The following is a 13,835-nucleotide window of genomic DNA, read 5'->3' as shown; positions in this document are numbered from 1 at the left end:
TGGACTTGGAGTGCCCGGCGTGATAGACAAATGCGAGACTTACGCGACATTCCGTGCCGACCATGCTCTCGATCTCCGAGACGGCTACCGAGATGGTGAACTGGGTGTTCCCCGAGCACGCGGGCGCGCCCGGCCAGATCCACGGCGGCCGGATGATGCAGTGGATCGCCACCTGCGGCACCATCGCGGCGGCGCGGGTGGCGCGCGGCAACGTGATCCTGGGCGCCATGGACGACATCGACTTCCTCCATCCGGTGAAGGTGGGGGAGGTGGCGGTGCTCCGGGCCCAGGTCGAGTACGTGGGGCGCTGCTCGCTCGAGGTCGGCGTGCGCGTCTACGCCGAGAAGCCGGCCACCGGCGAGCGGGCACTGACGCTGTCCTCCCATCTGGTGTTCGTCAAGGTGGACGAGCACATCAAGCCGGTGCCGGTTCCGCAGCAGGTGGCCCCGCGCGGGGCCGAGGAGGAGTCGCTCCATGCCGCGGCCGGGGAGCGGCGGGCGCGCCGGCTCGAGCGCTTCGCCCGTCGCGCCGAGCGCATGCGCGAGGTCGAGGACGACGTCCCCGATCAGCGCTGGCAGTTCGAGTCCTGCCGATCGGTGCTGCCGGAGGACCTGCTCTTCGGCAACACCATGTTCGCGGGCAAGCTCCTCCTCGACATCGACGAGGCGGGCGGCATCCTCTCGATGCGGTACTGCCGGGGCCTGGTCATGACGGCGTGCCTGGACGCGCTGGATTTCTACGCGCCCATCCATTCCAACGAGGTCGTGACGTTCAAGGCCGGGCTCAACCACGTGGGGACGTCGTCCCTCGAGGTCGGGGTGAAGGTGGTGAGCGAGGTGCCCTGGACCGGGGAGACCAAGCACGCCTGCACCGCCTACCTTACCTTCGTGCATCTGGGATCGGACCCGGCCGGACCGCTGCGGCCGCAGCCGTGCCGGCCGTTCACCCCCGCGACGCCGGCCGAGCAGCGCCGCTTCGCGCAGGCGGTCGAGCGCCGTGCCCGTCGGCTGGAGCGGGTCAAGTCCCTGAAACCATCCCTCAGCTCGTAGGAGAGTGGCATGTCTGGACATTCACGGTGGTCGCAGATCAAGCGGAAGAAGGGCAAGACGGACGTCCAGCGCGGGAAGCTCTTCTCCAAGATCCTGCGCGAGATCACGGTGGCGGCCAAGCACGGGGGCGGAGATCCCAAGGGCAATGTGCGCCTGAAGGCGGCCATGGAATCGGCGCGGGCGGCCAACATGCCCGCCGACAACATCAAGCGGGCCATCCAGAAAGGCACCGGCGAGCTGCCCGGCGAGTCCTACGAGGAGATCTCCTACGAGGGCTACGGCGCGGGCGGGGTGGCGGTGATGGTCCGGACGCTGACCGATAACAAGAACCGCACCGGGCCCGAGATCCGGCACATCTTCGAGAAGAACGAGGGGCGGATGGGCACCTCGGGCTGCGTGGCCTGGATGTTCGACCGCCGGGGGATGATCGAGGTGGACGCCCAGAAGGTGAAGGAGGACGATCTGCTCGAGAAGGCGCTGGACTCGGGGGCCACCGACGTCAAGCAGATCGAAAAAGTGTTCGAGGTCACCGCCAGTCCTGATGAAATGGAGCTGGTGCGCCAGGCGCTGGAGCGGCAGGGGATGCCGGTGCTCGAGGCGCGGGTGGACATGGTGCCGCAATCCACGGTGAAGGTCGAGGGCAAGGAGGCCGCGGCGGTGCTGCGGCTGATCGAGGCCCTGGAGGAGCAAGACGACGTCCAGTCCGTATACTCCAACTACGACATCGCCGACGAGGTCATCGACGCCATCACCGCGGCCTAGCGCGCTGCGCGTCATGGGGGTGGACCCGGGGCTCGTCGCCACCGGGTTCGGCGTGCTGGAAGCCGGCGGCGGCGGTGTCGCGGTGCGGGACGCCGGCGTCATCAGCACCACCGCCGGACAGCCCCTCGAGGCGCGGCTCAACGCGCTGCATCGCGCCATCCATCGGATCATCGAGGCGCAGGGTCCCGAGCTCCTCGTGGTCGAGGATCTCTACACCGAGTACAAGTTCCCGCGCACCGCGGTGCTCATGGGGCACGCCCGCGGCGTGATCTACCTCGCGGCCCGGCAGCTGGGCGTCGCGGTGGTGGCGCTCTCGCCCGCCGAGGTCAAGCGTGCCATGACCGGCAACGGCGCCGCGGGCAAGGCCCAGATGCAGCGGGCGGTGCAGACCGTGCTCGGGCTCCGGGACCTGCCGCGTCCCTCGCACGTCGCCGATGCCCTCGGCCTGGCCGCGAGCGGGATGTCGCGGATCACCGGGCGATGGCCGGGGCGCGGGGTTGGTCTGGTCGGGGCAGCCGGGGGTGGCGGTGCTGCGGGAAGCTTCTCTTCATCTGCGGGGGCCCAGACATGGCCCCCGCACTCCCCCAGCGGCGGACAACCCGTGCCTGGCGGACAGCCCGGCGCGATCTCCCGCCGGGGGGGCCGCGCGTGATCGCGTCGCTGCGCGGGCGACTGCGGCGCAAGCTCGAGGACCGCGTCGTCGTCGAGGCGGGCGGGGTGGGCTACGAGGTGTTCGTGCCGCCGGTCACCCAGCAGGAGCTGGTGCACCGCAAGGCGGCGGACGGCGACGCGGCCGACGAGGTGGCGCTGGAGATCCACTACCACGCGACCCAGAACCAGCCGCGGCCGGTGCTGATCGGCTTCACCTCGGAGCTCGACCGGGAGTTCTTCGAGAAGCTGATCACGGTCAAGGACGTGGGGCCCCTGGTTGCGGCCCGCTCGCTCGCCGCGCCGGTCGGCGAGATCGCGGCGGCCATCGCGCGGCAAGACGAGGGCTATCTGCGGCGCCTGCCCGGCATCGGCCCCCAGAAGGCCAAGAACATCGTCGCCCAGCTGCAGGCCAAGGTCGCGAAGTTCGCGCTCGCCCGGCCCGAAGCGGCGGCTCCCGAGCCGGCCGCCGCGGCCACGGTCGACGAGGAAGGCCTGCGCGGTCTGGTGTTCGACATCCTGGTCAAGCAGCTCGGCTACCGCCCGAGCGAGGCCGCGCCGATCATCACCGCCGCCGTCGCGCGGCGGCCGGGCGCGGCCACCCCCGAAGAGCTGCTCGACGAGATCTACCGTGGCGGACGCAAGAGCTAGCGCGGGCACCGCCGACGAGGCGCGCGTCATGAGCCGCGTCGCCCTGCCCGACGAGACCCAGGTCGAGCGCCAGCTGCGGCCGCAGCGGCTGCACGAGTACGTGGGCCAGCGGGCGGCGGTGGAGAGCCTGCGGGTGTCCGTCCAGGCGGCCCGGCAGCGCAGCGAGCCGCTCGACCACGTGCTCCTCTCCGGCCCGCCCGGGCTCGGCAAGACCACGCTCGCCGCCATCATGGCCAACGAGATGGGGGCGACCATCGTCACCACCGCGGGGCCGTCGCTCGAGCGGGGCGCCGACCTGATGGGTATCCTCACCAACCTGGCCGAGCGCGACGTGCTGTTCATCGACGAGATCCACCGGCTGCCGCGGGTGGTCGAGGAGCTGCTGTATCCGGCGATGGAGGACTTCTCGGTCAATTTCGTGATGGACAAGGGGCTCAACGCCCGGACCATTCGCATCCCGCTGCATCCGTTCACGCTGGTGGGGGCCACCACCCGGCCGGGCATGCTGTCCTCGCCCCTCCGCGAGCGCTTCGGCATCTTCCACCACCTGGACTTCTACTCCGGCGAGGACCTGGCCGCGATCGTCCGTCGCTCCGCGTCCATCCTGAGCGCGCCGATGGTCGCGGGCGGGGCGGAGGCGATCGCCCAGCGCGCCCGCGGCACGCCGCGCATCGCCAATCGGCTCCTGCGCCGCGTGCGCGACTACGCACAGGTGAAGGCGGACGGCACCGTGACCGCCGAGATCGCCGAGCGCGCCCTCGATCAGGAGGGCGTCGACTCCGCCGGCCTCGATCGGCTCGATCGGCGATTCCTCACCGCGATCATCGAGCAGTACCGCGGCGGCCCGGTGGGGCTGGAGGCGATCGCGGCCACCATCAACGACGACGCCGAGACCCTCGCCGAGGTCGTGGAGCCGTTCCTCCTCAAGATCGGCTACGTGGTGCGCAGTCCCAACGGACGCAAGGCGACGCCCGCGGCGTACGCGCATCTGGGCCACCCGGTCCCGCCGTCGTCCGGCGGCCAGGGGCAGCTTCCGCTCTAGCCGGAGCTCACGCGGTGCGCGATCTCGGGAAATTACTTCTGGGATTCGGCGCCCTGATGGTACTCCTGGGGCTGATCCTGATCGCCGCGGGAAATCTGTCGGGGAAGGTGCCATGGCTCGGACGGTTGCCGGGGGACATTCACATCGAGCGCGGAAGCTGGTCGTTCTACTTTCCCCTCGCCACCTGCCTCGTCATCTCGATCGTCCTCACGCTGCTCTTCTCGCTCTTCGGCCGCCGCTGAGCCGCCTCGGCGGCGCCCTGCTCGTTCTCGCTCTGCTCGCGGCCGCGTCTCCCGCGCTCGCCTCGGGCGACATCCGGGTGGCGATCGCGGAGGGCGCGCGCACCGTGGAGGTGGGCGGCGGCCCGATGATGGTGAGCGACCTCGCGGGGCGGGCCGTCGTCTCCGACTCGCCGACCTGGCTTCGCGTCTCGCTCAAGGACGGCGGCCTCGAGACGGGCGGCCGCCGGGTGGACGGGCTGCGCCTGGCCCCCGCCGACACCGGAGCGCTGCGGGTGAGCGGGCGCGAATATCCCGGCTCGCTGGAGATCCTGCGAACGCCCGACGGGATCCTGGTCGTCAACGAGCTGCCGCTCGAGGACTACCTGGCCGGCGCGGTCAAGGCCGAGGCGGGCGACAAGATGCCGCTCGAGATGCTGAAGGCTCAGGCCATCGTGGCCCGCACCTATGCGGCGTACCACCGACGACTCAACGCCGAGAAGGCGTACCACCTGCTCGCGTCGACGCTGAATCAGCAGTACGTCGGGCGCGTGGCCGAGGATTCGATCGTGTGGACCGCGGTGCGGGAGACCGCCGGCCAGGTGATCCTGTGGAACGGCGAGCTGTTCCCCGCCTTCTATCACACCGACAGCGGCGGCCACACCGAGGACCCGCGCGCGGTCTTCGCCGCGACCAACATGCCCGCGCTGAAGCCGGTCCGCGTGCAGTTTCCCTCCGCGTCGCCGCACCATCGCTGGCGGCTCGACCTGCCGGTGTCCGAGCTGGCCGCCGCGCTCGCGCGCGGGGGCCTCTCGGTGGGCCGGGTGACCGCGCTCGACGTGCTCGAGCGCAGCGCCTCCCTCCGGGTGGTGCGGATCGCGGTGCGCGGCACCGCGGGGAGCGTTACCCTGCGCGGCAACGACCTGCGGCGGCTGGTCGGCTACGACACGCTCAAGAGCACGCTCTTCGCGGTGTCGGTGAGCAAGTCCACGGCGCGCTTCGTCGGCCGCGGCTACGGCCACGGCGTCGGCCTCGATCAGTGGAGCGCCAAGACCATGGCCGAGCAGGGCTACCGGGCCCAGCAAATCGTGGCCTACTACTACCCCGGCGCCACCCTCTCGACGCTGCCGTCCTCGCCGACCTCACGCTGACCCGTCGCGGAGCGTGACCATCTCCTGGGACGACTTCGAGCGCGTCGACATGCGCGTCGGCGTGGTGGTGAGCGCGCAGGAGTTTCCCGAGGCGCGCCGGCCCGCGCTCAAGCTCGAGATCGATTTCGGGCCGCTCGGCATCAAGCGGTCGAGCGCGCAGATCACGCACCGCTACGCGCCGGCCGCGCTGGTGGGCCGGCACGTGATCGCGGTGGTGAACTTCCCGCCCAAGCGGATCGGGCCGTTCGTGTCCGAGGTGCTGGTGCTCGGGGCGTACAACGATGCGGGCGAGGTCATCCTGTTGCGGCCGGACGTCGAGGTGTCGCCGGGGTCGCGGATCGGGTAGCCTTCGCGGGGTGACGGCTGGCCGGCGGAGGGGCGGGCGGGGGCGCCCTCGCCGGGACACGCTGAGTCGCGGGTGCGGTGTGCCGTCTCCGGCGGGCCACGAGATCGGACGTTGCGCCTTCGATCACCCGCAGAAGACACGGTCCCGGCGAGGGCGCCCCCGCCCGCCCCTCCGCCGGCCGGCCGGCTACCCTCTCCTCTGATTTCGCCTCCGCGCTCGGGTGGTGTCGCGGTCGGCGGTCTGCGGGTGCGCTACACTGCGGGCGATGGATGTGGGGTTGTTCGACTATGACCTGCCTCCGGAGCTGATCGCGCAGGAGCCGGCCGAGCCGCGGGATGCGTCGCGGCTGCTCGCGCTGGAGCGAGCGACGGGCCGGATCGACGATCGCCGATTCTCCGATCTCGAGGGACTGCTGCGCCCGGGAGATTGCCTCGTGGCGAATCACACTCGCGTGATTCCCGCGCGGGTGCTCGGCATGGGCGAGGGCGGGCGCCCCGTGGAATTGTTGTTCCTGCGGCCGGTGGACGAGGAGCGGTGGGAGGCGATGGTGCGTCCCGGCCGCCGATGCCGCGTGGGGGCACGGATCGAGGTGGCGGGCGGGGCGGCGCGCGCCCGCGTCGTCGGCGAGGGGCGCGAAGGCACGCGGGTGATCGCCGTCGAGGCGCCCTGGCCGGTGCCGGAGCTGCTGGAGCGCCACGGGCTACCGCCGCTGCCGCCCTACATCGGACGGCACGACGCGCCGAAGCCGGAGGATCGCGAGCGCTACCAGACCGTGTACGCGCGCGACGAGGGCTCGGTGGCGGCGCCGACCGCGGGTCTGCACTTCACGCCCGAGCTGCTGGCGCGGCTCGAGCGCGGCGGCGTCGCGCTCCACTACCTGACCCTGCACGTGGGGCCCGGCACCTTCCGGCCGCTTCGGGGCGAGCGGATCGAGGAGCACCACCTCGAGCCCGAGCCGATCGAGATCCCGGAGGCCACCGCGCGCGCGATCGACGCGGCGAAGCGCGACCGCCGGCGCGTGGTCGCGGTGGGCACCACCACCACGCGGGCGCTGGAGTGGGCGGGGGCCGCGGACGGGCGGGTGCGGCCGGGCCGCGGCGCCGCCGACCTCTTCATCCGGCCGGGGCATCGGTTCCGCATCGTGGACGCGCTGATCACCAACTTCCACCTCCCGCGGTCGACCCTGCTCGTCCTGGTGTCGGCGCTCGCCGGACGCGAGGTCATCCTCGACGCGTATCGCCACGCGGTCCGGGCGCGCTATCGCTTCTACTCGTACGGCGACGCGATGCTGATCACCTGACATGGGCGGCTTCGGCTTCGAGGTGCTGAAGGCCGACGGACGCGCCCGTCTCGGGCGCATGATCACCGGGCACGGCGTCATCGACACGCCGGCCTTCATGCCGGTGGCGACGCAGGGCTCGGTCAAGAGCCTGGCTCCCGGCGATCTCGTGGCGGCCGGCGCCCAGATCGTCCTGGCCAACACCTACCACCTCATGCTCCGGCCAGGGCACGAGCTGATTCGTGCCCTCGGCGGGCTGCACCGGTTCATGGGCTGGGACGGGCCGATCCTGACCGACTCCGGCGGGTTCCAGGTCTTCAGCTTGTCGAAGCTGCGGCGCATCGGCGAGGAGGGTGTCGAGTTCCGCTCCCACGTGGACGGCTCGCGGCGCACACTCTCGCCGGAGTCCTGTATCGCCATCCAGCACGCGCTCGGCGTCGACGTGCTCCACCCGCTCGACGAGTGCCTGGCCCATCCGGCCACCGCCGCCGACACCGAGCGCTCCCTCGCTCTGACCCAGCGCTGGCTGGATCGGGCGGTGGCCGCCCACCGCGCGGCGGGAGCGCCGGGCGCGCTCTTCGGCATCGTCCAGGGCGGAACGTACGAGGCGCTGCGCCGGCGCGCGGTGGAGATGATCGCGGCCCTCGATCTCCCCGGTCATTCGATCGGCGGGCTCGCGGTGGGCGAGCCGAAGCCGGTGATGTACGAGATGACCGAGCTGGTGGCGGGTCTGCTGCCGGCGGACCGCCCGCGATATCTGATGGGCGTGGGCAAGCCGACCGATCTGGTGGAAGCGGTGGCGCGGGGCGTGGACTTGTTCGATTGCGTGATGCCCACGCGCAACGCGCGCAACGGCCAGGCGTTCACCGCCGACGGGCCGGTCAACATCGCCAACGCCCGGTTCGCCCGGGATCCCGAGCCGATCGATCGCGAGTGCCCGTGTGAGGGCTGTCGGCGCTTCTCGCGCGCCTACGTCCGCCATCTCTTCGCGGCGCGCGAGCTGCTGGCCTACCGGCTATTGACGCTCCACAACCTGACCTTCTACCTGGGGCTGATGCGGCAGATGCGCGAGGCGATCGCGCGGGGCGATTTTTCGCGGTTCCGCGCTCGGTTTCTGGACCGATATGGGTTAGAATCCCTCCGCGGCTCGGCCGACGACACTCCCGCAGATTCGGAGGCGTGACCTTCATGGTGGATCTCGCATACGCGATGGCGCCGGGGCCTGCCGGTGGCGCCAATGGCGGCGGAATCATGTCCGTCCTGCCGTTGATGATCGGCATGTTCGCCATCATGTATTTCCTGATCATCCGGCCCCAGCAGAAGCAGCGGAAGGATCGCGAGGCCCTCCTGTCCACGGTGAAGAAGGGCGATCGCGTGGTGACCTCGAGTGGCCTGTACGGCACGGTGGTGGGCCTGTCCGAGCAGACCGTCACCTTGAGGGTCGCCGACCAGGTGAAGCTCGAGTTCGAGCGCTCCGCCATCGCCCGGATCGTGCCGGCCGCCGGCGACAAGGAGTCCGCCGCCTAAGATGTCCCGGCACCTCGGCATTCGCATCGCGCTCGTCGCGGTCATCGTGGCCGTCTCCTTCTGGTACCTGTATCCGCCGCGCAAGACCATCAATCTCGGGCTTGACCTGCAGGGCGGCATCCATCTCGTCCTGGGCGTCGACGTGGACAAGGCGCTCGAGGCCCACGTCGAGCGGGCGGGTGACACCGTGCGGGCCGAGCTGCAGAAGAAGGGCATCACGGTGTCGAAGACGGAGCGGCAGGGCTCCGGCGAGCTCGTGGTCCAGCTCGCGTCGACCCAGAGCTGGGAGGCCGCGCTGCAGACGGTGGGCGAGGTGCTGCCCGCCTTCGACCGCAAGGAGGCCGACCAGGCCGCCGGGCGCATCGCGCTGACGCTCAAGCCGCGCGAGGCGACCGAGATCAAGACCCTCGCGGTGCGCCAGGGACTCGAGACCATCCGGAACCGCATCGACCAGTTCGGGGTGTCCGAGGCGTCCATCCAGCAGCAGGGGGACAATCGCATCCTGGTGCAGCTGCCGGGCGTGCAGGATCCGGCGCGGGCCAAGGCCCTCATCGGCAAGACCGCGCTGCTCGAGTTCAAGCTGGTGGACGAGAAGACCGACCCGGAGACCGCGCTGCGCGCCGGAGTGCCCGAGGGCGACGAGATCCTCTACCAGCGACGGGTGGACAAGCAGACGAAGGAGGAGCGGAAGATCCCGTTCCTGGTGCAGAAGAAGGCCTACATCACCGGCCGCGACGTCTCGGGGGCGCGGGTCTCGATCGACCAGAACACCAGCGAGCCCTACGTGTCGGTGGACTTCAATGCGAACGGCGCCCGCGCCTTCTCGGATCTGACCGACGCCAACGTGGGCCGCCGGCTCGCCATCGTGCTCGACGGCAACATCCACTCGGCGCCGCAGATCCGCGAGCGCATCCCGTCCGGCCGCGCCCAGATCACCGGCGGGTTCACCACCGACGAGGCCACCGATCTGGCCATCGTGCTGCGCGCGGGAGCGCTGCCCGCACCGGTCCAGGTGCTCGAGGAGCGCACGGTGGGGCCATCGCTCGGCGCGGACTCGATTCGCCAGGGGATCATCGCGATCCTCGCCTCCACCGCGCTCGTCTTCCTGTTCATGCTCGTGTACTACCGGCTGTCCGGCTTCATCGCGGACGTGGCCCTCGGCCTGAACCTGCTGCTGCTGCTCGCGACGATGGCCGGTTTCCACGCGACCCTGACCCTGCCTGGCATCGCGGGCATCGCGCTGACCATCGGCATGGCGGTCGACACCAACATCCTCATCTTCGAGCGCATCCGCGAGGAGCTGCGGGGTGGCAAGACGGTGCGGGGCGCCATCGACGCCGGGTTTTCCCGGGCATTCAAGACGGTCATCGACACCCACGTCACGGTGCTGGTGTCGGGCCTGATCCTCTTCCAGTTCGGGACCGGCCCGGTCAAGGGATTCGCGGTCACCCTGATGATCGGCATCGCGGCCAGCCTGTTCACCGCGGTCTTCTTCACGCGCCTGCTGTTCGACCTGATCTACATGGGCCGCCACAAGCGCGAGAGCCTGTCCATCTGATGGCGATGTTCGAGCTCTTCCACAACCCGAACTACGACTTCATCGGCCGTCGGAAGTGGGCCTACATCATCTCGATCCTGTTCATCCTGACCGGGTTCGGCTCGATGGTGGCCAAGGGCGGACTGCGCTACGGGATCGACTTCTCCGGGGGCACGCTGCTGCAGGTGCGGTTCGACAAGCCGGTGCCGGTGGACCGCATCCGGCACGCGCTCGAGACCGTGAAGATGGGCGAGAGCGTGATCCAGGAGTTCGGTGACACGCGGGAGTACTTGCTGCGCCTGCCCCTGGGCGGCGAGGCGACGCCCGAGGAGGTCAACAAGCAGGCGCTGGCTGCCCTCGCCCGGGAGCCCGAGCTGGGCGCTCCCGAGGTGCGCCGGGTGGAGTTCGTGGGCCCGCAGGTGGGGCGGGATCTGCAGATCCAGGCGATCTACGCGGTGCTCTGGAGCATGGTGGGCATCCTGGCCTACATCGCGATCCGCTTCGACATGCTGGGCGGGCTGGCCTCGGTGGCCGCCATCGTGCACGACGTGCTGATCTGCCTGTCTGCCATGTCGCTCACCAACCGGGAGATGTCGCTGCCGATCCTCGCCGCGCTCCTCACGATCATCGGCTACTCGGTCAACGACACCATCGTGGCCTACGATCGGGTGCGGGAGAACCGCGCGAAGGGATCGCGACGCAAGGGCGAATCGTTCGCGACCCAGATCAACAACGCCATCAACCAGACCCTGTCGCGCACCGTGCTCACCGCGCTCACCGTGTTCTTCACCACCGCCGTTCTCTACCTGTTCGGCGGCAAGGTCCTCGAGGACATGGCCTTCGTCCTCACCGTGGGCGTCGTCACCGGCACCTTCTCGACGATCTACATCGCGGGGTCGCTGATCGTCGACTGGCAGAGCTGGCGCGAGCGCTGGCTGGCCAAGAAGAAGAAGGCGGTCGCCAAGGCCTGACCGTCGGCGCGGCGCCGGCGTCGCGCTTCGCTCGTCGCTCCGTCGCGTCTACCGCACGTAGGTCACGTTCACCGCCGCTCCCGTGCCGCGGTGGTCTTCGCGCCGCTCGTGGTGGCCAGGAAGCCCCGGCTGGTGAATGTCTGCAGGTTGGTGCCGGCCTCGAGGCCGATGGCGAGATGACCCGGCGTGGCCACCGTGTGCGTCGGAGCGAAGTTGGCACATCCACCGCGTCGCGGATGGTGAACTCCGTGCTCAGACGAGGTCGCCGGACCCGAAGGCGGGCGCCACGACCATGGCCAGGGCCAGCACAGCGAGGAGCGTGATCTTCATGCGGGGGTCTCCGGGGTGAACCCCTACCAACGTCCTAGCGGGGCTGGCAAAGTGGCGGAAGCCTGGACCCAGTAAGGGGATTGTTGAATCCGGACGTGACGGAAAGTCGTGCAGCAGGCTGATTTTAGTGGCAGAATTCAAGGTCAACCTAAGGAGGGACCGGGTTGACTCAACTGCAGACCCTGATCGAGGAGATCCCCAAGTATCAGCCCGCGGCTGACCTGGGTCTCCTGGAGCGGGCGTACCGGTTCTCCGAGCGCTCCCACGAAGGCCAGCAGCGCGCCTCCGGCGAGCCCTACCTGTCCCACCCCCTGGAGGTCGCCGGCCTGCTGGTCAACTTCAAGATGGACGTGACCACGGTCACCGCCGGCCTCCTGCACGACGTCCTGGAGGACACCAAGGCCACCAAGAGTGACCTGCAGCGCGAGTTCGGGAGCGAGATCGCCGACCTGGTGGACGGGGTGACCAAGATCGGCAAGCTCGCGTTCTCCTCCCGGGAAGAGCGTCAGGCCGAGAACTTCCGCAAGATGCTCGTGGCGATGGCGCGCGATCTTCGCGTGCTGATGATCAAGCTGGCCGACCGGCTGCACAACATGCGAACGCTGCAGTACCTGCCGACCGACAAGGCCCGGAAGATCGCCCAGGAGACGCTGGACATCTACGCGCCCCTGGCGCACCGGCTCGGCATGGCCAAGGTCAAGGCCGAGCTGGAGGACCTCGCCCTGCGGGTCCTGCACCACGAGGACTACCAGGAGCTGATGCGGCGCGTGGCCAAGCGGCGGCTGGAGCGCGAGGCCGAGATCAACAACCTGATCGCGCTCCTGCACGACAAGCTGGGCGAGGTGGGCATCGACTCCAAGATCGCGGGCCGCCCCAAGCACTTCTACTCCATCTGGAAGAAGATGCACGAAGGCGGGCGCGAGTTCGACGAGATCTACGATCTTACCGCGGTGCGCGTGCTCACCAACACGGTGCGCGACTGCTATGGAGCCCTCGGCGTCGTGCACTCGCTGTGGAAGCCGGTGCCCGGCCGCTTCAAGGACTTCATCGCCATGCCCAAGGTCAACATGTACCAGTCGCTGCACACGACGGTCATCGGCCCCAAGGGCGACCCGGTCGAGATCCAGATCCGCACCTACGAGATGCACCGCATCGCCGAGGAGGGCATCGCGGCCCACTGGCTCTACAAGGAGAAGCGCAGCGATCGGGACAAGTTCGACGACGCCTTCACGTGGCTGCGCCAGCTGCTCGACTCCCAGCAGGAGACGAGCGATCCGAAGGAATTCCTCGACAATGTCCGTCTCGACCTGTTCCCTGACGAGGTCTACGTCTTCACCCCCCGCGGAGACGTGAAGGCCCTGCCGGAGGGGGCGACCCCCGTTGACTTCGCCTACGCCGTCCACACCGACGTCGGCCACCACTGCGTGGGCGCCAAGGTCAACGGCAAGCTGGTGCCGCTGCGCTACACGCTGCGCCAGGGCGACATCCTCGAGATCGTCACGTCACCCACCCAGCATCCGTCCCGCGACTGGCTCAAGATCGTCAAGTCGAACCGCGCGCGCGCCAAGATCAACCAGTGGCTGAAGATCGAGGAGCGGGCGCGCTCGCTGACCTTGGGCCAGGAGCTGTTCGAGCGTGAGGCCAGGAAGTACCGCCTGTCGCCCGCGACGCTGCTCGCCTCCGACGAGATGAAGAAGGTGGTCGGCGAGCTGGGATTCCCCTCGGCGGACGATCTGCTCGCCTCCATCGGGTACGGCAAGACGTCGCTCCAGCAGGTGCTGGGCAAGCTGGCGCCGGCGGCGGTGCACGACACCGAGGCGGTCGCCGAGGCCAAGACCGCCAAGACCGCGCGCCGGGCGGGGGAGGGGCCGGCGGTCCGGATCAGCGGGGTCGACGATCTGCTGGTGCGGTTCGCCAAGTGCTGCGCGCCGGTGCCCGGCGATTCCATCGTGGGCTTCATCACCCGGGGCCGGGGCCTGACGGTCCACGCGCGGGATTGCCTGACCGTGGCCAAGAACGTGCTGGACCGGGAGCGGCTGGTGGCGGTGGAGTGGGACGGGGGGGAGACCACCAAGCGGCCGGTGCGCATCGCGGTCTACATCGGCCGCGATCGGCCCGGCCTGCTCGCCGAGATCACGAGCGCGATCTCCTCCCGGCAGGGCAACATCATCAAGGCCGAGATCACGGTGACCGAGGACCGCAAGGGACTGAACTACTTCGTGGTCGAGGTCGCCGACCTCCGTCAGCTCCAGGACATCATGCAGGGCATCCGCGAAGTCAAGGACATCGCCAACGTCGAGCGGGTCCGCGGCGTCTAGAGCCGC

The 13,835-nt window shown here is 69.8% G+C and carries 15 protein-coding genes; 14 read left to right on the top strand and 1 reads right to left on the bottom strand.

Annotated features, from left to right (window positions below):
* The first annotated feature begins 62 nt into the window (after window positions 1-62).
* From VKN16_00945 to secF, 13 genes are all read left to right on the top strand, one after another.
* Window positions 63-1,049, top strand: coding sequence for a hotdog domain-containing protein (locus VKN16_00945; GenBank protein HME92765.1), 987 nt, complete (start codon window positions 63-65; stop codon window positions 1,047-1,049).
* 9 nt (window positions 1,050-1,058) lie between these two features.
* Entirely contained in the window at window positions 1,059-1,811 is a 753-nt protein-coding gene (locus VKN16_00940; protein ID HME92764.1) for a YebC/PmpR family DNA-binding transcriptional regulator, read from the top strand.
* A gap of 13 nt (window positions 1,812-1,824) precedes the next feature.
* Entirely contained in the window at window positions 1,825-2,463 is a 639-nt protein-coding gene (locus VKN16_00935) for a crossover junction endodeoxyribonuclease RuvC (protein ID HME92763.1), read from the top strand.
* The gene (ruvA, locus tag VKN16_00930; GenBank protein ID HME92762.1) at window positions 2,460-3,110 is read left to right on the top strand and encodes a Holliday junction branch migration protein RuvA; all 651 of its coding nucleotides are present in this window, start codon (window positions 2,460-2,462) and stop codon (window positions 3,108-3,110) included. The genes VKN16_00935 and ruvA overlap by 4 nt, the downstream gene beginning before the upstream one ends.
* A gap of 28 nt (window positions 3,111-3,138) precedes the next feature.
* Window positions 3,139-4,152, top strand: a complete 1,014-nt coding sequence (gene ruvB, locus VKN16_00925; protein HME92761.1) for a Holliday junction branch migration DNA helicase RuvB — start codon at window positions 3,139-3,141, stop codon at window positions 4,150-4,152.
* Window positions 4,153-4,166: 14 nt separating this feature from the next.
* On the top strand, window positions 4,167-4,394 hold the full coding sequence (locus VKN16_00920; protein ID HME92760.1) for a DUF2905 domain-containing protein: 228 nt from the start codon (window positions 4,167-4,169) through the stop codon (window positions 4,392-4,394).
* 77 nt (window positions 4,395-4,471) lie between these two features.
* Complete coding sequence (locus VKN16_00915; protein HME92759.1) at window positions 4,472-5,521, top strand: SpoIID/LytB domain-containing protein; 1,050 nt, start codon at window positions 4,472-4,474, stop codon at window positions 5,519-5,521.
* Between the two features lie 13 nt (window positions 5,522-5,534).
* Entirely contained in the window at window positions 5,535-5,867 is a 333-nt protein-coding gene (locus tag VKN16_00910) for a tRNA-binding protein (GenBank protein ID HME92758.1), read from the top strand.
* A 265-nt stretch (window positions 5,868-6,132) separates the two neighbouring features.
* On the top strand, window positions 6,133-7,167 hold the full coding sequence (queA, locus tag VKN16_00905) for a tRNA preQ1(34) S-adenosylmethionine ribosyltransferase-isomerase QueA (protein ID HME92757.1): 1,035 nt from the start codon (window positions 6,133-6,135) through the stop codon (window positions 7,165-7,167).
* 1 nt (window position 7,168) lies between these two features.
* Entirely contained in the window at window positions 7,169-8,329 is a 1,161-nt protein-coding gene (gene tgt / locus VKN16_00900) for a tRNA guanosine(34) transglycosylase Tgt (GenBank protein HME92756.1), read from the top strand.
* Window positions 8,330-8,334: 5 nt separating this feature from the next.
* Window positions 8,335-8,673, top strand: coding sequence for a preprotein translocase subunit YajC (gene yajC, locus VKN16_00895; GenBank protein ID HME92755.1), 339 nt, complete (start codon window positions 8,335-8,337; stop codon window positions 8,671-8,673).
* 1 nt (window position 8,674) lies between these two features.
* On the top strand, window positions 8,675-10,231 hold the full coding sequence (gene secD / locus VKN16_00890; protein HME92754.1) for a protein translocase subunit SecD: 1,557 nt from the start codon (window positions 8,675-8,677) through the stop codon (window positions 10,229-10,231).
* Window positions 10,231-11,181 carry a protein translocase subunit SecF gene (gene secF / locus VKN16_00885; protein ID HME92753.1) on the top strand — a complete coding sequence of 317 codons (951 nt, stop codon included), beginning with the start codon at window positions 10,231-10,233 and terminating at the stop codon, window positions 11,179-11,181. The genes secD and secF overlap by 1 nt, the downstream gene beginning before the upstream one ends.
* A 68-nt stretch (window positions 11,182-11,249) precedes the next feature.
* Here the strand turns inward: secF and VKN16_00880 are convergent, their stop codons facing one another.
* Window positions 11,250-11,375 (bottom strand): hypothetical protein, encoded by a 126-nt coding sequence (locus VKN16_00880; GenBank protein ID HME92752.1) that lies wholly within the window; start codon window positions 11,373-11,375, stop codon window positions 11,250-11,252.
* Between the two features lie 300 nt (window positions 11,376-11,675).
* Here VKN16_00880 and VKN16_00875 point away from each other — a divergent pair, with 300 nt between their 5' ends.
* Window positions 11,676-13,829 carry a bifunctional (p)ppGpp synthetase/guanosine-3',5'-bis(diphosphate) 3'-pyrophosphohydrolase gene (locus VKN16_00875; GenBank protein HME92751.1) on the top strand — a complete coding sequence of 718 codons (2,154 nt, stop codon included), beginning with the start codon at window positions 11,676-11,678 and terminating at the stop codon, window positions 13,827-13,829.
* Window positions 13,830-13,835 lie beyond the last annotated feature (6 nt).

Source organism: Candidatus Methylomirabilota bacterium, assembly GCA_035315345.1.
Lineage (GTDB): Bacteria > Methylomirabilota > Methylomirabilia > Rokubacteriales > CSP1-6 > CAMLFJ01.
The sequence above is the reverse complement of the archived record's forward strand: the minus strand, read 5'-3'. Positions and strand labels throughout refer to the sequence as shown.

Excerpts from the sequence above, each read along its gene's own strand:
- VKN16_00945 (HME92765.1), top strand. The coding sequence starts at position 63 with ATGCTCTCGATCTCCGAGACGGCTACCGAGATGGTGAACTGGGTGTTC.
- VKN16_00940 (HME92764.1), top strand. The coding sequence starts at position 1,059 with ATGTCTGGACATTCACGGTGGTCGCAGATCAAGCGGAAGAAGGGCAAG.
- VKN16_00935 (HME92763.1), top strand. The coding sequence starts at position 1,825 with ATGGGGGTGGACCCGGGGCTCGTCGCCACCGGGTTCGGCGTGCTGGAA.
- ruvB (HME92761.1), top strand. The coding sequence starts at position 3,139 with ATGAGCCGCGTCGCCCTGCCCGACGAGACCCAGGTCGAGCGCCAGCTG.
- queA (HME92757.1), top strand. The coding sequence starts at position 6,133 with ATGGATGTGGGGTTGTTCGACTATGACCTGCCTCCGGAGCTGATCGCG.
- tgt (HME92756.1), top strand. The coding sequence starts at position 7,169 with ATGGGCGGCTTCGGCTTCGAGGTGCTGAAGGCCGACGGACGCGCCCGT.
- yajC (HME92755.1), top strand. The coding sequence starts at position 8,335 with ATGGTGGATCTCGCATACGCGATGGCGCCGGGGCCTGCCGGTGGCGCC.
- secD (HME92754.1), top strand. The coding sequence starts at position 8,675 with ATGTCCCGGCACCTCGGCATTCGCATCGCGCTCGTCGCGGTCATCGTG.
- secF (HME92753.1), top strand. The coding sequence starts at position 10,231 with ATGGCGATGTTCGAGCTCTTCCACAACCCGAACTACGACTTCATCGGC.